This is a genomic window from Massilia sp. CF038 (assembly GCF_900129765.1).
GTDB lineage: Bacteria > Pseudomonadota > Gammaproteobacteria > Burkholderiales > Burkholderiaceae_D > Telluria_A.
The window spans coordinates 1,498,036-1,518,207 of sequence record NZ_FQWU01000001.1 but is presented as its reverse complement, the minus strand read 5'-3'; the positions used below and the strand labels follow the sequence as shown (position 1 = coordinate 1,518,207).

Below are 20,172 nucleotides of genomic sequence, written 5' to 3'. Positions count from 1 at the left end.
TGAACCAGGTCGCCAGATCAGAACTTGTAGCGCGCTCCGAACAGCACTTCACGGCCGGTCACGTTATTCACCACCACGCTATTGCGCTGACGGCTAATGAACTGGTCATTGACTTCGTTGGTCAAATTGACGCCTTCCAGGGTGACTTCCAGCTTGTCGTTGACTTTGTACGAAATCGACATGTCGACGTTGAAGGTACCGTTCTTGCCCTCGACATCGTTGTTGTTCTGGCCCGGTACGCGGGTCAGGAACGACGAGCGCTTGGTGCCCGACAAGCGTGCGCTGAAGGCACCATCATCGTAGTAGAAGGTCGCGTTCCACGATTTTGGCGACAGGTTCAGCAAGTCGTCGGTAATCGTCGCAGTGCTGGTTGGCGAGACCACGTATTCGATCTTCGACTTGACGTAGGTGTAGTTCAGCAGCGTGCCGAAGTTCTTGCCGCGGCCTGGCAGGAAGGTGAATGGCTGCTGGTAATTCAACTCGAAGCCTTGCAGCTTGCCGCCATCGGTGTTGATCGGCGCGGTCACCTGGAATACTTCGTCACCGGTGAAATTGCTCGGCAACAGAGACTGCGGCAGACCGGTATCCTTGAACGCGATATTGGTACGGATGCTCTGGATGTAGGTGTCGATATTTTTCTGGAACAGACCCAGGCCCAGGAAGGCGTTCTTACCGAAGTACCACTCGAAGCTGGCGTCGAAGGCTTTGGCGCGGAACGGCTTGAGGGTCGGATTGCCACTCGTGATCGACAGCGTGCCGGTGGTGGCAATGGTGCCGCCAGGGGTCAGGTTGCCCAGCTGCGGACGCGACATGACCTTGGCCGCGGCCAGACGCACCAGGAAGTTATCGGTGACGTTGGTGGCCAGGTTAAACGATGGCAGCACGTCGCTGTAATCGTTTTCCACGGTGACCAGCGTGCCGCCGCCGGTCGCCTGGTAGCCGCTTGCGGTCAGGCCGGTCTGCACATAGCGCACACCGACGTTACCGCGGATCGGGAAGCCAGCCAGCTCGTTCGAGAACTCGCCCATCAGGAAGGCGCCGTTATCCTTCTCCGTCACCGAGCGGTTGTTACCGCGTGCATTGCCATTGGTGATCGACGACAGGGTGAAGTCGCCAGGACCGCCCGCAGGGCCGCTCTTGATGCAGTTGCAGTAGATGTCGTAAGCCTGTGCGATCGCGTTCAGGTTCGGAATCACCCATGCCGTCGGCGTACCGGCAGGCAGACCCTGGCCCTTGCCAAAGTCGGTCAGGTTGGTCGTCAGGCTGGCAACGGTGGTACCGGCCGGTGGTGCGAAGATGCTGTCGTTCTGGTTCACGCGGCGCGATTCGTAGGAATCGAAAGTGAACTTCTTGATGTCGACGCCACCTTTGAGAGTGAAGCGGTCAGGCACCACATCCCAGGTCAGATCGGCATGCAGCACGTCGTTGCGGTTGGTCGCGCCTTGCGGACGCATGCGGATTTCGCTCGCGGTGCCATTGGTCAGCGACGATGCCTGGGTGCCCGAGGTGGCCACTGGAATCGTATTCAAACCGAGTGCGCCGCCAGCCTGGTTGACGTCAAACGGGAAGGTGATCGAAGGCAGACGGTCGTTGGCGCGGAAGTCGATGGTGTAGCCATTAACGTTCGAAGCATCGAGCGTGGTGGTGGTCTGGATCGGATTTTTGAACTTCGATTCTGCGCGGCCAATACGCGTGTTCAGACGCAGTTCACGGGTGAAGTCGTGCTCGATCGTGAGCGTTGGCTGCGTGAAGACCGTACTCAGAACGTCGTAACGCGACTCCGAGCGAATGTCGACGCCATTGTACGAACCGTACAGCAGCGCGCCGTTGGGCGCGTACTCGGTCGCCAGCACGCTGGTTTGCGGCTTGCCGCCCTGCCCTGCATTGCGGCTGAACGAGATCGCCTGCAGGAAGTCTTCCTGACGGGTCGCTTCCATCTTCGCGTACATCATGTCCAGGGTCAGCTTGGTGCCTGGCATTGGCTTCCACTGCACCGAACCAGTCAGGCCCAGACGGTCCTGATCGTGGGTCAGGCGACCATAGCGCGGCAGACGGGGCGTGAAGTTATTGGCGCTGCTGGCGGCGTTGTAGGCTGCAATGTGTTCAGGTGTTCCGCTAATGCGTTGCACGCCCTGGGCTGCAGGGCCGCAGGTGGTCGCGGTCGAATTGGTCGGGTTGGCAGGGGTTACACCAACCGGGGCGCACCAGCCGCCCGACGATGGACCATTATCCCAGCGCACCGTGCTGAAGCCCTCTTCCAGCACCTGGCGCTTGGAGTAGGCACCCGATACCAGCACCCCGAAAGTACGGTCGGCGTTGGTGTTGGACAGCAGGAAGGCGACGCGCGGATTGGTTTTTTCCGACAGGTCGTTGTAGCGGCCCTTGGCGGAAATGCTGGCGTTGAAGCCTTTCAGGTCGAATGGACGGGTAGTCTGCAGATCGACTGTGGCGCCGAGCGAACCTTCGTCAACGTCGGCGGAGGAGCTCTTGCGCACCGTCAGAGAGTTGAACAGTTCAGAAGCAAACACGTTGAAGTCGAAGCCGCGCGAACGGTTGGCGCCGCCGGAGCTGTCGGTGCCACCAGTGGTGGCCAGACCTTCAATACCGTTGATGCGCACACGCGTGAAGTCCTGTCCCAGCCCGCGCACGGTGATGCTGCGGCCCTCGCCGGCGTCACGGTCAATCACCACGCCGGGCACCCGCTGCAACGAGTCGGCCAGATTGGTATCGGGGAATTTGCCCATGTCTTCGGCCTTGATCATGTCGACCATGCCGTTTTCTTCGCGCTTCTTGTTCAACGCGCTTTCGAGCGATGCACGCAGGCCGGTCACAACCACCACTGCCGGTTCGTCCGCTGCCGGTGGCGTGGTCTGTGCGTAAGCGCCGCTGATGGCCAGGGCCGAAGCCGAAGTGGTGCCGGCGAGGCGGGCGAATTTGCCGATGGCTGCCCGCTTTCCTTTGGAAATGCGCATGGTTTGAATCCTTGTCTCTTTAGTAATTTTTCTGGAAAGGCCCCTGAGGAGATACGACCCCACAACGTCCTTCAACTAATGCAACTTTATTTTAGTGCTGTTTTCCCAATCTTCGGAAGTTGAAATCAACCCGTACTGCTTTTTCTACTTAAAAAATCTTGAACAAGATGCTGATATGCGAACTTAACTAATTGATTCTTAAGCCGATTATGCACTTCGATCGCTATCGTAAATTCTTGGACCAATCGCACCAAAAAACAACAATTGGTCTGACCACTATTTTATTGGCTGGTCCAATATTGATTGTTCGGTCTGTCCAGATAGCGCGATCCTATAGACGCAAACCTGGCAAAATCAGACCACCCTTCTAGGCGGCCTGATCGTTGAACGGCGTTTCGGCAATACCCTGCACGCCGGGGCGCAACATGATGGTGGCGCCCGCCCAGGTGTCGCCGTCCGGCTGGCCGGCGCCGATCGAGGTGACGACCAGGGTGGCCAGATCGGCGCCGCCGAAGCTGCACATCGACGGCTTGAGCATGGGCAGATCGATCCGCCGGTCGAGCTTTCCGTCCGGCGTAAAACGCAGCACGCAGCCGGCGTCGTTCCCGCAAATCCAGTAACAGCCGTCGGTATCGATGGCCGCGCCGTCGGGGCGGCCCGGATGCGGCAGCATGTCGATGAAGAGGCGCTGCCTTGAAGGCACGCCGTTATCGGGGTCGTAGTCGAAAGCCCAGACCTGCTGCGAATGCGGATGCGAATCCGACAGGTACATGGTGCGGCCGTCCGGAGAAAAAGCCAGCCCGTTCGGCACCAGCATGCCGGACACGAATGGGCCAGCCAGCGTGCCGTCGCCGCCATAGCGGTACAGCCGGCCGTCGCGCCGCGCGAGCGCCATGTCCATTGCCATGGTCCCGCTCCAGAAGCGGCCCTGGCGGTCGCAGCGGCCATCGTTAAAGCGCATGCCCGGTCCCAGGCCAAGCGGCGTGGCCAGGCAGTGCTCGCGCACCGGCGCATCAAGATCGATGGCGAACAAGCCCGACTCCATCCCTGCAATAAAACCGCTATCGCTGCGCGTGGCAAGGCAGGCGACCATCTCGCTGGTGTGCCAGTTTTCGATTGCGCCGCTTTGGGGATCGAAGCGCCAGATGGTGCGCGCCACGATATCGACCCAGTACCACGCCCCCTCGCTGGCACTCCAGAGCGGACTTTCCCCTACCGCGCAGCGCTGCGCGCCGATGCGTTCGACAGGAACGGTCTTGCTCATGCCGACGGCTCGCGAATGACCTGGTAGCGCGGCACCAGTGTTTTCATGACACCCCACGCCACCAGGTAGGCCAGCGCGCAGCCGGTAAACATGATCGTGTAGCCGGTCGAAATGTGGCCCTGGGCGCCGTAGTAGTCGAACAGCCAGCCGCCCACTTTGGTGATGATCACGCCGCCGATGCCGCCAGCCATGCCACCGATGCCAACCACCGAGGCCACCGAACGTTTCGGGAACATGTCGGATACGGTGGTGAACAGATTGGCCGACCAGGCCTGGTGCGCCGCGGTGCCAATACCGACCAGCAGGACCGGTACCCAGAAGCTGATGTAGCCAAGCGGTTGCGCCAGCAGCACCACCAGCGGGAACAGCGCGATGACGAACATGGCTTTCATGCGGCCGTCATACGGCGACTGGCCCTTGTTCATGAAATAGGTGGGGAAGTAGCCGCCACCGACACTGCCAATCATGGTCATGCTGTACAGGATCGCCAGCGGAATTTGAATGTCGCCGGTTGTCATCCCGTATTGCGCGGCCAGGTATTTCGGCAGCCAAAACAGGAAGAACCACCATACGCCATCGGTCATGAATTTACCGAAGGCGAAGGCCCAGGTCTGGCGGTAGCCAAGCAGCTCGATCCAGGTCAGGGGGCGGCCAGCAGGTTCGCCCACAGGCGCTGGCGTCTCGGCGTCGTCCAGGGTAATGTAATGCAGTTCCGCCTTGCTCAAGCGCTTTTGCACTTCCGGGCGTTCGTAGAACACCTGCCACAGGCCCATCCAGATAAAACCAATCGCGCCAATGATCACGAAGGCCGCCTGCCAGCCCCAGGTTGCGGCAATCAGCGGCACGCTGATGGGCGCCAGCACGGCGCCCACGTTGGCGCCGGAATTGAAAATCCCGGTCGCAAACGCGCGCTCTTTTTTAGGAAAGTATTCGGCCGTGGCCTTGATCGCCGCCGGGAAGTTGCCCGACTCGCCAATCGCCAGTACAGCGCGTGCGATCATGAAGCCGCCGATCGACACTGGCACGGCAGCCAGGCCGAGGGTGCTCATCAGCGACGCCAGGCCATTTCCCAGACCGATCGCAAATGCATGCATCACGGCGCCGATGGACCAGACAAAAATAGCAAGCAGGAAGGCCGCCTTGGTACCGAGCCGGTCGACCACGCGGCCGGCAAACAGCATCGAGATGGCATATGAAAACTGGAACACCGCGGTGATGTTGGCGTAGTCGGTGTTGGACCAGCCGAATTGCTTCGACAGGTCCGGCGCCAGCAGGCTGAGAACCTGCCGGTCCAGGTAATTGACGGTTGTCGCGAAAAACAGCAACGCGCAAATCGTCCATCGGTAACTGCCTATTCCTTGCTGCTTCATTTTGTCTCGTCTTTATCGTTATGATTTTTAAAGTGCGAACTCAAGGCGCGGTGGCGTCAGGCGGTGATCAGTACCCCGTCTTTCAAGCGCGCCAGTCCCAGCGGATTGGCGTCCTGCAGGTCGGCAGGCAGCAGCACAGCCGGCAGGTTCTGGTAGCACACCGGCCGCAGGAAGCGGTCAATCGCGCTGGCGCCAACAGAGGTGCTGCGCGTGTCCGAGGTGGCCGGGAACGGGCCGCCGTGCACCATGGCGTGTGCCACTTCAACACCGGTCGGGTAACCATTGAACAGAATGCGGCCGGCTTTGCGCTCCAGTACCGGCAGCAGCGCGGCAGCCAGCGCATTGTCGCCTGCCAGTGCGTGGACTGTGGCGGTAAGCTGCCCTTCCAGGCGACGCGCCAGTGCGACCATTTCTGCCTCGTCGCGGCAGCGTACCAGCAGCGAAGCAGGACCGAAGACTTCATCTTCCAGCGCCGGGGTGCGCAGGTAGGTGGCGGCATCGCAGGCATACAGGGCGGCGCGCGCTGCGCAGCCGCTGCTGCCAGGCTGGCCTTCAGCCAGGCGTTCGACGCCCTCGATGCCAGCCAGCTTTGCCACGCCGCCGGTATAGGCTTCATGGATACCCGGGGTCAGCATGGTCGCGCCAGGCTTGGCTTGCAGCGCCGTGGCGGCAGCCGTGAAAAAGCGATCAGCATCGCTGCCGCCAATGGCAATCACCAGCCCGGGATTGGTGCAGAACTGGCCCGCGCCCAGCGTGAGCGAATCGACAAAGCCTTGCGCCAGCGCGCCGTTGTCGTGCGCCAGCGCCTGCGGCAGCATGAACACGGGATTCACGCTGCTCATTTCGGCGTACACGGGAATCGGTTCGTCGCGGCCGTTGGCCACGCGCACCAGTGCCAGGCCGCCCTGGCGTGAACCGGTAAAGCCTACTGCCGTGATGGCAGGATGGCCCACCAGCTGCTGGCCCACGCTGCGGCCTTCGCCGATCACCATCGAGAACACGCCTTGCGGCAAGGCGCAGGTGGCGACAGCAGCGGCAATGGCGCGGCCAACCAGCTCGGACGTGCCCAGGTGCGCGTTATGCGCCTTGACCACGACCGGGCAGCCCGCTGCCAGAGCCGAGGCGGTATCGCCACCGCCGACCGAAAACGCGAGCGGGAAATTACTGGCGCCGAAGACGGCGACCGGGCCCACGGCGATTTTGCGCAAGCGCAGATCGGGGCGCGGCGGCACCCGGTCGGGCAGCGCGCTGTCGATGGTGGCACTGAGGAAGTGGCCGTCGCGGACCACTTTGGCGAACAGGCGCAACTGCCCTACCGTGCGTCCGCGCTCGCCTTCCAGGCGTGCCTGCGGCAGGCCGGTTTCCTGCATGGCGCGCTCGATCAGAGCCGGGCCCAGATCGAGAATGTTCTGCGCGATCGTTTCCAGGAACAGCGCGCGCTGTTCCAGCGTGGTGGCGCGGTAGCTGTCGAACGCTTCTTCGGCCAGCGTACAGGCGCGGTCCACATCCTGGGCTGCGGCCAGGCCAAAGGCCGGCTCCAGCTGGGCCCCGGTGGCCGGGTCGATGGCGCGCACCGTGCCGGCTGCGCCGCGCACGATGTCCGCGCCAATGACCATGCTGCCGTCAAGCGCCATCATTGGGCACCTTGTTTGGCGATCAGGCGTTGCAGCATCTCGCATTCGGCTTCGGTCAGGTCGGTCAGCGGTGCGCGCACCGGGCCGCCGTCATGACCGACCAGGCGCGCACCGGCTTTGACGATACTGACCGAGTAGCCCGCCTTGCGGTTACGAATGTCCAGGTAAGGCAGGAAGAAATCATCGATCAGGCGATTGATGGTGGCATGGTCATCGGCCGCCACGGCGTGGTAGAAGTCCATCGCCAGTTTCGGCATGAAGTTAAATACCGCCGACGAGTACACCGGCACGCCCATCGCCTTGTAAGCAGCAGCAAATACCTCCGCCGTTGGCAGGCCGCCCAGATAGCTGAAGCGGTCGCCCATGCGGCGCCAGATCGATACCATCAGCTCGACGTCGCCAATACCGTCTTTGAAGCCGATCAGGTTCGGGCAGCGGTCGGCCAGCTTTTCCAGCGAATCCGGGGTCAGGCGGCACTGGCCGCGGTTGTACACCACCACGCCAATATCGAGCGACTTGCAGAACTGCTCCACGTGCGCCACCAGACCGTCCTGGCTTGCTTCGGTCAGATAGTGCGGCAGCAGCAGCACGCCCTGGGCGCCAAGGCGCTGGGCTTCCTGGCCAAACGCGATGGCCGAACGGGTCGGGCCGCCCGCGCCGGCCAGCAGTGGCACTTTGCCCTTGCAGGTGTCGACTGCCACCTTGATTACCTGGCTGTACTCGGACTGGGTCAGCGAGAAGAACTCACCGGTGCCGCCAGCAGCGAACAGCGCACTCGCGCCGTACGGGGCCAGCCATTCCAGACGCTCGGCGTAGGTCGACGCGCGGAAGTCGCCATTGGCGTCAAAGTCGGTGATCGGGAACGACAGCAGGCCGGCGGACAGGGTTTGTTTCAGTTCTTGAGGAAGCATGGAGACTCCAGGGGCAGGTGGTGGGTGTTCTTGATTATCAAGTCGTACGTCATCGTACAACATAAGATAAAACAGAACAAGCGACTTCTTTCGACCTGTTCAACGTTGTTTTTTAGTGCGGACTGCTCAGCGCCTCCTGGGCCTGACGCAGACGTTCGCGGCTGTTGCTCAGGTGGGTACGCATGGCCGCGCGCGCGCCTTCGGCATCCTGGCGGGCGATGGCGCGCCAGATATCTTCGTGTTCGCGGTGCACCCGTTCCAGGTATAGACCAGGTTCAGCGTTGCCGAGCTGGGCGGCATTCACGCGCGCCCGGGGGATGATCGCCGAACCAAGCTGGGTGAGGATTTCGACAAAATATTTGTTCCCAGTCGACTGGGCGATCAGCAAGTGAAACTGCACGTCATCGGCCACCGCGCCACCGCCCTCTTCCGCGCCACGCCGCATCAGCTCCAGCAAGGCGCCCAGCTGCGCCGCCTGGGCGTCGGTGCGGCGCATGGCTGCCAGCGAAGCCGCTTCAGTTTCCAGACAAATGCGCAGCTCCAGAATGGCCAGCACGTCGCGCAATGTGACGATGGTTTCGGTCAGCAGACTCACATTCGGCGGCGCCGCTTCCAGCACAAAGGTGCCGATGCCGTGCCGGGTTTCGACCTGGCCACTGGCCTGCAAGTGCGAAATCGCTTCGCGCACCACCGTGCGGCTCACGCCGTGGCGCTCCATGATGGCCGATTCGGTGGGCAGCTTGTCGCCAGGCTTCAGCGCGCCGGACTGGATGTCGGCGTTGATCAGCTCGATGACACCCTGGGCAAGGTTGCGGTGTTTCTTGCGCGGCAAAATCATGGAGGGGGCGGTATTAGTCGTCATAGACCAATTATAGCGCCAGCCAGCTTGTACGATGACATATCTCTTTACAGCGGATCATCCTCACTTCCCTTTGAAGAAATTATGGGCAATCTTCTCGATTTCGCCTGTGCGCCGCATATCGTAAATGATGGCATCGAACTGCTTGAGGAAATCAGTCTTGTGGGCAAATCGCCCCTCGTCACGGTCGGTAAAACCAAGAAAGCCCTGCTCGCGCGCGATGACCGCGGCCTCGTAGCCGGCCGGTCCACCCGGCAGCCTGCCTTCGCGGATCAGCTGATTCTGGGTAAGGCGAATCGAAATACGGTCATTGATATAGCAGTCGATCCGTTTCATGCCCAGTTTGAGGATATTGGTACGGGTGTCGGCTGCTTCTTCCAAAGTGATCTTGCCACTCTTGACGGCCGCGTTGAATGCATCGCCGCCCACCAGGAACCCCGCATTATTACCAATGCGCAGGCCATAAAAATCTTCCGGCCAGCGCGGGCGCGGCCGGGCGGCGACATCTTTCGTACATACAGCCACGACGATTTCTTCAAACAGAGGCAGCGAGTAAGGCCAGGTGAAGGGTTCATCCTTCAAGTTCATATAAGGCGGATACAGCGCGAACGCGGTGCCGTTCTTCAGCATGGCCATGCCGCGCTTCCAGGGTACCGGCTTGATGGCAATGCGGTAGCCCTTCATGCGTGCAAACGCGACTTTGACAATCTCGGCATACAGCCCTGCGGCCTCGCCATTGCCGTCAGCGTAAGAGTATGGTTGGTAGCCGGCATCGGCGTAGATGGTGACCGGGATGTCGGCGGCCATTGCCGGCAGCATGCCGCAGGAGAGCAGCAACGACGCCAGCAGCGTGAAGCATTTTTTCATTATGGGTGCGTGGTGGTGCGCGCGAACGCTGGTTGAATCGTTTTTTTCAAGTATGAGGCATAGCGCCGGCCCGATCAATCGTCTGTTGCGCCGTCATGCTCCTGTCACGCAAGCTTGTTAGTCTCAGCGGCTTCTTGAAACTGCAATCTTGCAATGCTTACACCGGAGCCCATGTGAACTCGACCCGTCCCGCGCATTTATCCTTGCCCCGCCTCCCTGCCCTTGCCGCAGCGCTGTGCGCCGCCCTGCTTGGCGGCTGCGGCGGTGATCAGCCCGACCTGCAAAACCCGGGGCCGAACTGGCCACCCACACCAGCGGTGACCGGCCACCGCGGCGCTTCGGCGCTACGGCCCGAACACACGCTGGCGTCGTATCAGCAAGCCATCGTCGACGGCGCCGACATTGTCGAACCCGACCTGGTGGCGACCAAGGATGGCGTTCTGGTCGCACGCCACGAGAATGAAATTGGCGGCACGACCAATGCGGCCAGCGCCACGCAGTTTGCCAGCCGCAAAACGACCAAGACCATCGACGGCATCCCGGTCACGGGCTGGTTCACCGAAGACTTTACCCTGGCCGAGCTGAAAACGCTGCGCGCCAAGGAGCGCATTCCGCTCAACCGCCCCGCCAACGTGGCCTACGATGGCCAATTCGAGATCCCGACCCTGCAGGAAGTGATCGACCTGGTCAAAAAGGAAAGTACGTCGCGCAACAAGGTGATTGGCATCTACCCAGAAACCAAACACCCGAGCTACTTCAAGTCCATTGGTCTGCCGCTGGAAAAGCGCCTGGTCGATCAGCTGGCGGCCAATGGCTACCGCGGCAAGGACGCAGCCGTCTTCATCCAATCGTTCGAAACGGCCAATCTGAAAGAGCTGCGCGGCATGACCGAGATGCGCATCGTGCAGTTGATCGACAACCCGGCCAATCCGCCGGCGCCGAACGGCGTACCACGCAACGCGCCTTATGATTTCATCGCCGCTGGCAACAAGCGCAGCTATGCCGACCTGGTCACCCCGGCCGGCCTGAAGGAAATCGCCCTGTACGCCGATGTGGTCTCGCCCTACAAGGAAGTGATCATTCCGCGCACCGCAGCCAACGAACTGGGCCAGCCGACCCGCTTTGTGGCCGACGCCAAGGCTGCCGGCCTGAAAGTGCATACCTGGACCCTGCGGCCGGAAAACCCCTTCCTGCCGGTGAGCCTGCGCAAGCCCGACGTCAACTCGCCAAGCCAGCGCGGCGACGCCGTGGCGGAGATCAACGCCTACCTGAAAGCGGGCATCGACGGCTTCTTTACCGACGACCCGGCGGTGGGCCGCGCTGCCGTCAAGGCCTTCAAATAAGCAAAGGAGCGGCGCATGGCGGCCAACGACCTGCACTACGGCTCGGACGCCAGCGGCCTGGTGTGGGGCTACCTGTTCGACCGCGAAGCCGGCACTGCCCAGGCGCTCGACGCGCGGCGCGCCCTGTCGTGGCTGGACGAGCCTGACCAGCATGATGGCCAGTTCGTCTGGCTGCACTTCAATCTATCGAATGCAGCCAGCGAAAAATGGATGCGTACGCACGCAACCCTGGCCGATGAATTCTACGAAGCCTTGCACCAGGGCTCGCGCTCGACCCGCATCGAGGTGGCGGACGACACCCTGATCGCCGTCATCAACGATGTGTCGCACGACTTCGCGTTTGAAGCATCCGACACTTCCACCTTGTGGCTGACGCTGGCGCCGCAAATGGTTATCAGCGCGCGCCGCACGCCTTTGCGCTCGATCGAGCGACTGCATCAGGCGGTGCAACGGGGCGCCACGATCCACTCGCCAGTGCAACTGCTGGAACACCTGCTGCGCGACCAAGCCGATGTACTGGTGAAGATCGTGCGGGACTCTATTGCCCGCGTCGATGGCATTGAGGATTCGCTCCTGGCGGGCCGACTGCGCCACAAACGTGAGGACCTCGGCACCATGCGGCGGGTGCTGGTTCGCCTGCAGCGGCTGCTGGCGCCGGAGCCGGCTGCCCTGTTTCGCTTGCTGCAACGCCCTCCCCGCTGGATCGGCGAACACGACATCGAAGAACTGCGCCAGGCCACCGAGGAGTTTGCAGTCGTGTTGAGCGACATGAGCGCCCTGCAGGAACGCATCAAGCTGCTGCAGGAAGAAATTGCCGCGCGCGTCAACGAAGCCAATGGACGCAGCCTGTTCGTGCTGACCATTGTCACGGTACTGGCGCTGCCGATCAATATGATTGCTGGTCTGCTCGGCATGAATGTGGGCGGATTGCCGCTCGCGGCTCACCCGCACGGGTTCTGGATTGTGGTCGGCGTGGTGACGGCATTTACGGCCGTGGCGGGCGTGGTGGTGCTGCGCTTGCAGCACGAGTAGCCGCACCCCATAGCGGACATTGACGAGAAGACGAACACGACTTCAATGCGCTTGTTCAGCGGCGCCGAAGCCGTCCGCTGGAATGATTTGTTGAGCATGCACAGCTACCCAATGTACACGACACCATCTTCTCCGAATACTGATGCGCGTTCGATCGCATTGATGACGTTGCCAAGTCGATAGCTCTCGAACGACACGACGTTTAACACGAGTTCCTCAACCATTTGCAGACCCAGCTACCTTCTCCAGCTCAACCTCTTCCGGCGAAAACGCTAGCAGCCACTCGGTAATCCCATTCTCGCCGCTGCACTCCAACTCGTACCCAGGTGGGCCTTCATAAATTTCGATGACGTATGCCACATCACCAACGCGTGGCTGGCGCATGTTAAAACAGTCGGATTCGAAGACATGAGGCTGGCTTAGGCCTTTAATCCGAACGGCGTCGTAGAGCTTGATTTTAGGGTCTACCATTTTGGACCGGTGGGGTTTTATTGCGGACTGAATGACGGCTTCTGGCCAGAAGCCGAGCATTCTACTGCAGCGTCCGCTTACGCCCCAAAGCGGACTGTGGGGGCATCTGAACAGTCGACTTTGACGTGAAGAATAGTCGGTGGCTGAGGCGCGTGGCCCCCAAGCCGTCCTGTTGATTAAAGGAATAGCCGGTGAAGCAGCGCGCCATTGAAGACCGCGTGGGTGTCTGCAGTTTCGCTGGCATCGAGCACGGGCCTAATTCCCAAGCATTGCATTTGCAAACTTCTCCAACGCCGCATATTCCAGTTTTGAGAAAGTGCCACGCTGGGCATCGATGTTGTAGTTGATCCGATCCACCGTGCCCAGGTTTACACGCACATTGATGCGGTTGGCGTTGCGGGTTCTCGCATCAACGAACACGGTCACCTTGTAATGCACAGTCTCGCCACGGTCGGCCGCAGCGCGCGCCGCGTCTTCGATGGGAATCATCTCGGTATTAGCATGGAATGTTCCAGCAACAAAATTGTCGTGGGCCGATCCACCACCCAACTGCCGACCCAACATGTGCAGCCACTCACTGTGTGCTTTTTTGCCTTGCACGAAACGATCGTTTCCCGAGACTGCGCTGGCGCTCACGCCCATGACGCCATTGGCACCCTTGCGTTTCGCTGCGCCTCTAATGACTTGCCAGCCCGTTGTGAGGATTCTTTCACCGTATGCCTTGTTCCATAGCCGGCGCCCCCAACCATTTTCGTTACCATCTTGCTCGGCCAGATAGCCAACTGCCTTGTCCTGCACGCTTGTCACTGCCGCTCTTGCCAACGATGCCACGCCGACAGCAATCACGGTGCCGCCTGCGATCGTGCTCAGAACGGGCGCGGCGGTCAGTACGCCGACCGTTGCTGCGCCGCCAATGGCTAGGCGGGTCGCGATTGCGGCGGCGCCGCCGGTCACGATACGATGGCCACTCATGACACCAGCCGAATCGTATTTTTTGCTGCCTTGACGGTTTGCCGCACGCTTGTACCACCACAGGTCACCGAGAGTGCGAAAGGACATAAAGTCGACGACGTTGTGGACCTGTGAAAGCGCATGTCCGCCAGACGCCGTTGGCTCGGCGCGCATGGCCATCATCGGCTGGATTGTTCTAGGTCCAACTGGCGGTGTGACGAAAACCATCTTCGCCTGTGCCGTGCGCGCTGTGACTGGCGCATTAGGCCGGTAGACCGGCGGCGTGCGGACAACCTGGCCATTGCGTATGGCAAAGGTCTGTCCGGCCGGCGCGGGCGGCGCGCTGCGGTTTGTGGCAAGGGCAAGGGCCGCTTGTGGCGACTTGGGGTGGCGCATCGGGGTATCACTCCATTGTAAAAACCACTTACACGAAAGATATCGAAAATCCGACTAATTTATTTCTTTTCTGTACGATTCCATTTGGCAATACTCCCTAAGGTATGACGATGAGAGGCTGCTTCTGGCCGGCAGTTGCCGATTGTACTCGACAGCACCCGGTCTCAAACCATCAGGCCGATCGCGCCCCAAAGCCGCCAGTCGTCCCGTGTCGGACTCGTCGCCAGAATGCGAACATTCAGTGGGTCAGCGGGCAACCTCTTTGAATGCGGCTTGGCGAAGATAAGGCGAGCGAAAATGTTCGACAAACAGACCTAGATCGCGTGCGATGGCAATCGAACGTTCGCATTTCGAGGGTACTCCGATGTACATGTAGTAGTCATAGCCAAAATGGACGTATGCCCTACCTGGCGCGACGAGTCTTCCCCATACCTCTTCTCGCAGCGCCAAACGTGCGAATTCGAGGCTTTGAGCAATAGATAGGTTCCCTCCGCGCAGGAAGCCCCCTCCGGCGGCGCCGTGACGTTCCAGCCCCTTCAGCTCTAAAGACTCGATGCCTGCCTCATCCAGGGAATTTTCCATAGCAGACAGGTAGCTGTTTTCAACCTTCAGATACTCCGCTTCAGACAGCATCCCACCGTCAAATACTCGTCCAATATCAGATTGCGAAGTCCAATCTTCGCCTGCGTATGCACCTGTCGCATCTCTCAGCGATGGGGCATATTTTGTGACACGGTATTGATTTTTCATGGTCGTGATCCAGGCAGAAGGGAACTGAGGAAAGCCATCACTGGCAACGGAAGCAGACCTGTCCAGAGGTGCGGCTGGTGCGGGATGAGGCAAGGCTGTTTCTCACACCTCTCGCATTATCCCAATGTCAGATCTTGGCCGGTCGCTGCCGATTGTACTCGACCGTTGCGGTGCGGTGCCGCCCTCGGCGGCTGCTGGCCGTACTCTCAAAGACGTAAGTGGTCGGTGGTTGCACTTCGAGGCCGAGCTCCGTCGACTTGAATGAGGATAGACTCGTCCTTTCCAACAACTTCAAAGTGTCCCACGTCGCGTTCGTACACCTCGGCCGACCAAAATGATACTGCGTGGCCGCCAACCACAATTTCGACCCTCGGGACCGCGTTGGGGCCATCAATTTCGGTAATTGCTACCGCCGCTGCGCCAATGGGCAGTTCACTTAAATCTCGTGTGCGATAGATGCTCCCGATTTCCGGTCTGGATGGCTTATCAATGGCATCTCGACTTACTAGGTACAGTCCATAATAACCGCTCCCGTCATCAGCATTCGAAAGCATCCGATAGATTGAACCGTCACTCAGCTGAACATCAACGCTTATAAGCTGTAGGTAAGGGACGCTCGCATGCTCCCAAAGTACCGGGCCGCTTCCCAGGTCTCCTTCAGAAAGCGCCATTTCAGTCCCAACCCATCTCGCGATGGAGTGACCGTTTAGCTCCGCAAAATCCACAAATTTCATAAAGCCTTACGTTTTCAAGGGCCGCTTCTGGCCGCACTCGGCCTAATTGTGTGCCAGATGCCTGCTGCGGCAATGCTCACGGACTGGTTTACCTATTCTCAATCAAGTGCGGCGGCTCTTCCCATAAGGGCTTGTACTGCTCAGGGGCTACACGCAAAATTTCGTTCATGATTCGGACTACTCTCAGTGTCCCAACAAGACGTGAACCTTCAAATATCGATAAAACGCGCCCCTCCCAAATGCAGCCAGGATAGATCTCTGGCGAAATCAAGCACACCTGCACAGGCGCGGTCTCTCCTGGCTCTACACATTCCCGCTCCGGATAAATGTGATTGCCGCTGCTTTGGTAATTCTCATGCAACAGATGCTGCGGACGGTAACCGGACCTTACCGTTCCATGGACAGGCAACAAATGAAACATACCCTCAAAGTCAACTCGATTGTTCATTCTTGTTTGCGCCAGCTCTTCCTAAATTGCGATCGCGAGTATCGAAAATATGCCATGACTAGACTCCGTTGCATTCGTGGGTGCGTTTCATTGCACCTGGCCCCGATGTCCGCTGGTGGCCGTTACGACCCATCTGTTACACTTTTCAGCAACTCACTGTCGAACCAAACGTCTTCATAGTCCGGCGCAAGCAATACGCGCCAACCTGGTGGCAAAGCCAAGTAAGGGACAATGTCCGGGCAGCTTTCAGCTAAATGGGCAACGTGAAGGGGCTGATAAAAGTCGGCATCCGTCGAATGCTCACCGCCATAAATATACCAGCCGCTTGTACCGTTTTCAGGGTGAATCCGCACAGCGTGAAGTGGCACATTACCGAGTGAACCTAGCGCAATTCCTACCTTCTGCTCGGCGTCAGGCGGCAAGTATACCTTGTCGAAACGTCGGCAAATTTCACTTGGGTCGTTTTGCATGATCAACTAGTTTCGTTGCGTGGTTCTGGGTGGCAGCCGACGCTCAGGCACGGACGATTTGCCTCTTGTCGACCGTGAAGACCGTCTCACCGGCCACAGATTCGATTCCCCAAGGCTTTTCAGTGCTTACACGAACCAAGCTCCTACCTGCGCTGTCCGTCCATTCCCTCTCAACGCTGCAACCCAAGAATCCTGCCTGAGGGTACACGCTGTCAGACCAAAGATCTGTGTCGCTAACCACTGGTCCTTTTTCGATGAACTCGTGGCATTTTCCATCCGCGTCGATAAGCACGCAGGCTACAACGCCAGGCTGATGGTCATCAACGAAGCGCTCTACCTGCACTTGAAGCGAAATCTTCAAAAGTCGAATCCTCCATCAATATATCGCCGAACGCATCCGACCGCTTTTGGCCGTTTGTGCACTGTCGAGGCAGTGTTGAAAGCCGGGTCAGGCATATTTGCTCCAGTTGCTTGGTTGCCCAATTCTTTGAGCGTGCTTAGGGTTCTGTTCGACAAAGGCGGCCGCCTCTTGTTTTGTTCTTGGAAGTCGCGGATCGGAGTGATAGCCGCTACCCGAATAGCGAAAGCCCGCTTCCCATAGGCACTTTGCGGCGAGCCATGCAGAGTTATCGGCCTTCGACGGAGTGGCAAAGTTGCGGCCCATGAATGCCATTTTGTGACCGCAGTTCGGACAGTTGTGAGCGAGTTCTGACTCCGGCAGATGCGCGCTTCCCGTTGCGGAGTTGCTTGTCGCCGGCCGCTTAAAAGAGATTTGGCAGTCGAAGCATACAAAGTTGTGGAGGAACTGCGTCATTAAATGCCTAACGTGCTATAGATCGTAAAACGAAGGTTTACCCGAGGTCATATCTCATAAAGTTCCCTCCTTGGGCGAATTCTCCGCTGCTCTCCGCCGGCAATGACGGCTTCTGGCCGTCTGCTGCCGACGAAATGGCAGTACTGGTTTGGGCCATCTATTCGTTTTTGGCGCTTTGCTTCGTGATCGCAAATTGCTCTTCAAGTGTCGGCCAGCGTCCTTCATTGAACTCGAAAATGGCATACAAAAAAATGTCGCGGTAATGCCCGAATCCATATGTGGGAAAAGCGCTTCGCAGCCACTCAAGCCCTGACCAAAACGCGTCTTCATCAAAACCATCAAAGTCAATTGCGGAAAACAGCGCAAGGTTGTGCAGCCAGTCTGCGACTTGACCTGTGCCACGAATTTGCTTTCGCTGCCGAAGCCAGTACACTAGGTTCCAGCGTTCCCACCATTCGGCCCCCACATGCGCGATAGGGCGTATGCGAAGGGTCGCTTCATAAATTAAGTAGCGATATGCGTATTTTTGCGCCGAATCCATACGAATTGAAGACAAAATGACAGAGTGATCCGCGTATTCTAGCGCGCCTGATCAAACGCCAAGTTGATCCATATGGTTTTGGCCGTGAGCCGCCATCATACTGCAGAGGCCGCTAGCGCCCAAAGCCGACCTGCCACGCATGGCCTCGAACTCGCGAACATAGTCCTCGATGGGTAGAGCAGTTCCTGCTACTTTCATCTCCCCAGTTAACTTGCTTACCATGAGCGGTGCATTTCCTGCTAGCGCATAGATGTAGTTACCGGTAGCGAGGAATTCTTTCGTGTTATAGAAAAAAGCAAAAGTGGCGGATGTCTCAAATGAAGAGGGCATCAACACTAACTCTTCTCCGCACTCCTGTGCTAACCGAAGCAAATACTGCTCGGCAAACGCGCGGCATTCTACTTCGATAAGCATTATGGGACTCCTTGATAACGACCGCTTGTGGCCGGAAGCCGACCATTTTACTGCAGCGTCCGCTTCCGTCCCGAAGCGGCCGTTACTGAGTGGAATTTCATACCTTTTGAAATTTCTTCAGGAGCCATCCCGTCCATGCATATGAGGCCACAAGGAACGCGCCAATCAACAGGCCACGTTCCCAAACTATAAACGCCTCATAATCTTCACGCGTGACCTTGGAACCAAACTTTCCGCAATGCTCGAGACCGCATGGGCTTATCGGGGCGCTGGGAAACTGGATGAATCCATAGATATACAGTGCAATGAACAAAGCGGTAATCGTCCAGCTTACAGCTTCGAGTACAGAAATTTCATGTGATCCTGTTTCAAAATCGTGAGCATCCTGTGAGTGCTATTGTCCGCTTGTGGCCGGATTGTGTCCGTTCGCACTAGCCCAACACCGACTCGACGCGACCACATCGCCTAACTCCAGATAAACGAGATGTGCTCTCGTTTCCGATCATCGACAACAAATGCCCGGACATACATCTGGAAATTTTCTGCCACATACACCTCAGTTCGGAATTCAATAAGTGCTGCAGCATCAATGCTATGACGCCTCAGATGCTCTTCCAATCCAGCTCGGTAGGCCATCACGGATTTTATTACCCGTGAAGGGAAACCGATTAACTCCTCGCTTGTCGCTGGAATCCACCTGATGATTACCTTCGACCCATGCCGTTCTCGTGCCATTGCGTACATGTCCTCGTACACGAAGCCATCATCAAGGTAATTCATGTTGCTCATGAACGAGTGAGACCAATTGTGAGCCATCGAACGTATTAATTTGTACTTCATCGATATGCACTTTCTGACTGTCCGCTCCTGGCCGGAAGCCGACCATTCTACTGCAGCGTCCGCTTACGCCCCAAAGCGGACATTGACAGATCAGTGCGCTTCGCCAACCGTAGTCGCATAAGGTGTTGAGCGAACATTTTCAAACGTAACTGGAACGCCGGCACCTTGGCACATCGCGGATGCTTTCGCGACTTCGAATTCCAAGAACTCGCCGAGATCCCATTCATGCTTGCCTGCCCTGTATTGGGCTTCTAGTCGCGCAGGCTCAAATCGCTCGGCAAACGCAAGTACCCTCTTCAACTTCATTAGAGCCTTCCGGGCGTCAGGTCCAGGATTGATAAAGGCTGTCCCAATGAAGAGATCACTCATTGGCATCCCCGACAGATCCGGGATGTAGTTGCAATGTACGGCGCACTCATTACCACACTCTTTGCAGTGCCAAATCTCCAGGCTCGATTTGTCCACTGGTCTATCAAAGCTGGAATTCCCGCAGTTGAGACATTTCATGTTGCCGCCATGGTTATAAATCAGCGTACCCGCCACGTCGCTCGGATCTCCATTCGCCCGTTCGTGGCCGGTCCCTGCCGATTGTACTCGACGGTTGCGGCGCAGTGCCGCGTCGGCCGCAGGCACCCAAACTTGCCAGTTTCAGGTTGCTCATTTTTTGCGGGGTGCATCAGCCGCGATAAAATATATACACCTCTACCGCAAATTGCTTTCGGACTCGATCAGCGAGCGTAGAGGGACGCCCCACAACTTTTCGCCGTCAGGGCCATAAATATCGAGGATATTGTTTTCCCAACGGCCTAGGCTCGCGCCGGATTCATAGAAATTTACGAGATCAGCGTACGGGTTCGGAGACTTCGGGAACTTTTTTAACCAGACGCTGCAAGACGCAAACGCTCGATCCAATTGTGACTCGGAGCTAGGTACTGGTGCGTCATCTTCAGTGGCGACCCAGGTTCCGAACAGACCGTACCGAGCACGACTGACTGACAAATCCGCAGCAAGGAATTTGGCAAAGGCACTCACAATCAGTCCATATAAATCTTCGTTATTCATGTCATGTACAAGGTTCAAGTTGGCAGACG

At 58.5% G+C, this 20,172-nt stretch carries 18 protein-coding genes; 2 read left to right on the top strand and 16 right to left on the bottom strand.

Annotation, left to right across the window (positions count from 1 at the left end; genetic code table 11):
• Window positions 1-17: 17 nt before the first annotated feature.
• The 7 genes from BUC24_RS06995 to BUC24_RS06965 form a co-directional block, all read right to left on the bottom strand.
• Window positions 18-2,972, bottom strand: a complete 2,955-nt coding sequence (locus BUC24_RS06995) for a TonB-dependent receptor (protein WP_083598747.1) — start codon at window positions 2,970-2,972, stop codon at window positions 18-20.
• 367 nt (window positions 2,973-3,339) lie between these two features.
• Window positions 3,340-4,236, bottom strand: a complete 897-nt coding sequence (locus BUC24_RS06990; RefSeq protein WP_073213343.1) for an SMP-30/gluconolactonase/LRE family protein — start codon at window positions 4,234-4,236, stop codon at window positions 3,340-3,342.
• Window positions 4,233-5,606 carry an MFS transporter gene (locus BUC24_RS06985; protein ID WP_073213342.1) on the bottom strand — a complete coding sequence of 458 codons (1,374 nt, stop codon included), beginning with the start codon at window positions 5,604-5,606 and terminating at the stop codon, window positions 4,233-4,235. The genes BUC24_RS06990 and BUC24_RS06985 overlap by 4 nt, the downstream gene beginning before the upstream one ends.
• Before the next feature lie 56 nt (window positions 5,607-5,662).
• The gene (locus tag BUC24_RS06980; RefSeq protein WP_073214906.1) at window positions 5,663-7,240 is read right to left on the bottom strand and encodes an aldehyde dehydrogenase (NADP(+)); all 1,578 of its coding nucleotides are present in this window, start codon (window positions 7,238-7,240) and stop codon (window positions 5,663-5,665) included.
• Entirely contained in the window at window positions 7,240-8,151 is a 912-nt protein-coding gene (gene kdgD, locus BUC24_RS06975) for a 5-dehydro-4-deoxyglucarate dehydratase (RefSeq protein WP_073213341.1), read from the bottom strand. The genes BUC24_RS06980 and kdgD overlap by 1 nt, the downstream gene beginning before the upstream one ends.
• Before the next feature lie 112 nt (window positions 8,152-8,263).
• The gene (locus BUC24_RS06970) at window positions 8,264-9,013 is read right to left on the bottom strand and encodes a FadR/GntR family transcriptional regulator (RefSeq protein WP_073213340.1); all 750 of its coding nucleotides are present in this window, start codon (window positions 9,011-9,013) and stop codon (window positions 8,264-8,266) included.
• A gap of 60 nt (window positions 9,014-9,073) precedes the next feature.
• Window positions 9,074-9,877: a substrate-binding periplasmic protein gene (locus tag BUC24_RS06965; RefSeq protein WP_073213339.1), complete on the bottom strand. Its 804-nt coding sequence runs from the start codon at window positions 9,875-9,877 to the stop codon at window positions 9,074-9,076.
• 203 nt (window positions 9,878-10,080) lie between these two features.
• On the opposite strand from BUC24_RS06965, the gene BUC24_RS06960 reads away from it, so the two are divergent.
• Both BUC24_RS06960 and BUC24_RS06955 read left to right on the top strand, forming a co-directional pair.
• Window positions 10,081-11,220, top strand: a complete 1,140-nt coding sequence (locus BUC24_RS06960; RefSeq protein WP_073214902.1) for a glycerophosphodiester phosphodiesterase — start codon at window positions 10,081-10,083, stop codon at window positions 11,218-11,220.
• Window positions 11,221-11,235: 15 nt separating this feature from the next.
• Window positions 11,236-12,252 carry a transporter gene (locus tag BUC24_RS06955; protein ID WP_073213338.1) on the top strand — a complete coding sequence of 339 codons (1,017 nt, stop codon included), beginning with the start codon at window positions 11,236-11,238 and terminating at the stop codon, window positions 12,250-12,252.
• A gap of 216 nt (window positions 12,253-12,468) precedes the next feature.
• Here the strand turns inward: BUC24_RS06955 and BUC24_RS26890 are convergent, their stop codons facing one another.
• The 9 genes from BUC24_RS26890 to BUC24_RS06900 all read right to left on the bottom strand — a co-directional run bounded on the left by BUC24_RS26890 (window position 12,469) and on the right by BUC24_RS06900 (window position 20,143).
• Window positions 12,469-12,783 (bottom strand): hypothetical protein, encoded by a 315-nt coding sequence (locus BUC24_RS26890; RefSeq protein WP_083598745.1) that lies wholly within the window; start codon window positions 12,781-12,783, stop codon window positions 12,469-12,471.
• Window positions 12,784-12,978: 195 nt separating this feature from the next.
• Window positions 12,979-14,070: a DNA/RNA non-specific endonuclease gene (locus BUC24_RS06945; protein ID WP_143167411.1), complete on the bottom strand. Its 1,092-nt coding sequence runs from the start codon at window positions 14,068-14,070 to the stop codon at window positions 12,979-12,981.
• Between the two features lie 246 nt (window positions 14,071-14,316).
• The gene (locus BUC24_RS06940) at window positions 14,317-14,820 is read right to left on the bottom strand and encodes a hypothetical protein (protein ID WP_073213336.1); all 504 of its coding nucleotides are present in this window, start codon (window positions 14,818-14,820) and stop codon (window positions 14,317-14,319) included.
• A 206-nt stretch (window positions 14,821-15,026) separates the two neighbouring features.
• Complete coding sequence (locus BUC24_RS06935) at window positions 15,027-15,554, bottom strand: hypothetical protein (protein ID WP_073213335.1); 528 nt, start codon at window positions 15,552-15,554, stop codon at window positions 15,027-15,029.
• A 570-nt stretch (window positions 15,555-16,124) separates the two neighbouring features.
• Window positions 16,125-16,472 (bottom strand): immunity protein Imm33 domain-containing protein, encoded by a 348-nt coding sequence (locus BUC24_RS06930; protein WP_073214895.1) that lies wholly within the window; start codon window positions 16,470-16,472, stop codon window positions 16,125-16,127.
• A gap of 971 nt (window positions 16,473-17,443) precedes the next feature.
• Window positions 17,444-17,827 carry a hypothetical protein gene (locus BUC24_RS06920; protein WP_143167410.1) on the bottom strand — a complete coding sequence of 128 codons (384 nt, stop codon included), beginning with the start codon at window positions 17,825-17,827 and terminating at the stop codon, window positions 17,444-17,446.
• A gap of 51 nt (window positions 17,828-17,878) precedes the next feature.
• Window positions 17,879-18,241, bottom strand: a complete 363-nt coding sequence (locus tag BUC24_RS06915) for a YrhB domain-containing protein (RefSeq protein ID WP_073213333.1) — start codon at window positions 18,239-18,241, stop codon at window positions 17,879-17,881.
• A gap of 930 nt (window positions 18,242-19,171) precedes the next feature.
• Window positions 19,172-19,450 (bottom strand): hypothetical protein, encoded by a 279-nt coding sequence (locus BUC24_RS06905; RefSeq protein WP_073213331.1) that lies wholly within the window; start codon window positions 19,448-19,450, stop codon window positions 19,172-19,174.
• Window positions 19,451-19,783: 333 nt separating this feature from the next.
• Window positions 19,784-20,143, bottom strand: coding sequence for a hypothetical protein (locus BUC24_RS06900; RefSeq protein WP_073213330.1), 360 nt, complete (start codon window positions 20,141-20,143; stop codon window positions 19,784-19,786).
• Between the last annotated feature and the right edge of the window lie 29 nt (window positions 20,144-20,172).

Excerpts from the sequence above, each read along its gene's own strand:
- BUC24_RS06995 (WP_083598747.1), bottom strand. The coding sequence starts at position 2,972 with ATGCGCATTTCCAAAGGAAAGCGGGCAGCCATCGGCAAATTCGCCCGC.
- BUC24_RS06990 (WP_073213343.1), bottom strand. The coding sequence starts at position 4,236 with ATGAGCAAGACCGTTCCTGTCGAACGCATCGGCGCGCAGCGCTGCGCG.
- BUC24_RS06985 (WP_073213342.1), bottom strand. The coding sequence starts at position 5,606 with ATGAAGCAGCAAGGAATAGGCAGTTACCGATGGACGATTTGCGCGTTG.
- BUC24_RS06980 (WP_073214906.1), bottom strand. The coding sequence starts at position 7,240 with ATGGCGCTTGACGGCAGCATGGTCATTGGCGCGGACATCGTGCGCGGC.
- kdgD (WP_073213341.1), bottom strand. The coding sequence starts at position 8,151 with ATGCTTCCTCAAGAACTGAAACAAACCCTGTCCGCCGGCCTGCTGTCG.
- BUC24_RS06970 (WP_073213340.1), bottom strand. The coding sequence starts at position 9,013 with ATGACGACTAATACCGCCCCCTCCATGATTTTGCCGCGCAAGAAACAC.
- BUC24_RS06965 (WP_073213339.1), bottom strand. The coding sequence starts at position 9,877 with ATGAAAAAATGCTTCACGCTGCTGGCGTCGTTGCTGCTCTCCTGCGGC.
- BUC24_RS06955 (WP_073213338.1), top strand. The coding sequence starts at position 11,236 with ATGGCGGCCAACGACCTGCACTACGGCTCGGACGCCAGCGGCCTGGTG.
- BUC24_RS26890 (WP_083598745.1), bottom strand. The coding sequence starts at position 12,783 with ATGCTCGGCTTCTGGCCAGAAGCCGTCATTCAGTCCGCAATAAAACCC.
- BUC24_RS06945 (WP_143167411.1), bottom strand. The coding sequence starts at position 14,070 with ATGCGCCACCCCAAGTCGCCACAAGCGGCCCTTGCCCTTGCCACAAAC.
- BUC24_RS06940 (WP_073213336.1), bottom strand. The coding sequence starts at position 14,820 with ATGAAAAATCAATACCGTGTCACAAAATATGCCCCATCGCTGAGAGAT.
- BUC24_RS06935 (WP_073213335.1), bottom strand. The coding sequence starts at position 15,554 with ATGAAATTTGTGGATTTTGCGGAGCTAAACGGTCACTCCATCGCGAGA.
- BUC24_RS06930 (WP_073214895.1), bottom strand. The coding sequence starts at position 16,472 with ATGCAAAACGACCCAAGTGAAATTTGCCGACGTTTCGACAAGGTATAC.
- BUC24_RS06920 (WP_143167410.1), bottom strand. The coding sequence starts at position 17,827 with ATGGATTCGGCGCAAAAATACGCATATCGCTACTTAATTTATGAAGCG.
- BUC24_RS06915 (WP_073213333.1), bottom strand. The coding sequence starts at position 18,241 with ATGCTTATCGAAGTAGAATGCCGCGCGTTTGCCGAGCAGTATTTGCTT.
- BUC24_RS06905 (WP_073213331.1), bottom strand. The coding sequence starts at position 19,450 with ATGAGTGATCTCTTCATTGGGACAGCCTTTATCAATCCTGGACCTGAC.
- BUC24_RS06900 (WP_073213330.1), bottom strand. The coding sequence starts at position 20,143 with ATGAATAACGAAGATTTATATGGACTGATTGTGAGTGCCTTTGCCAAA.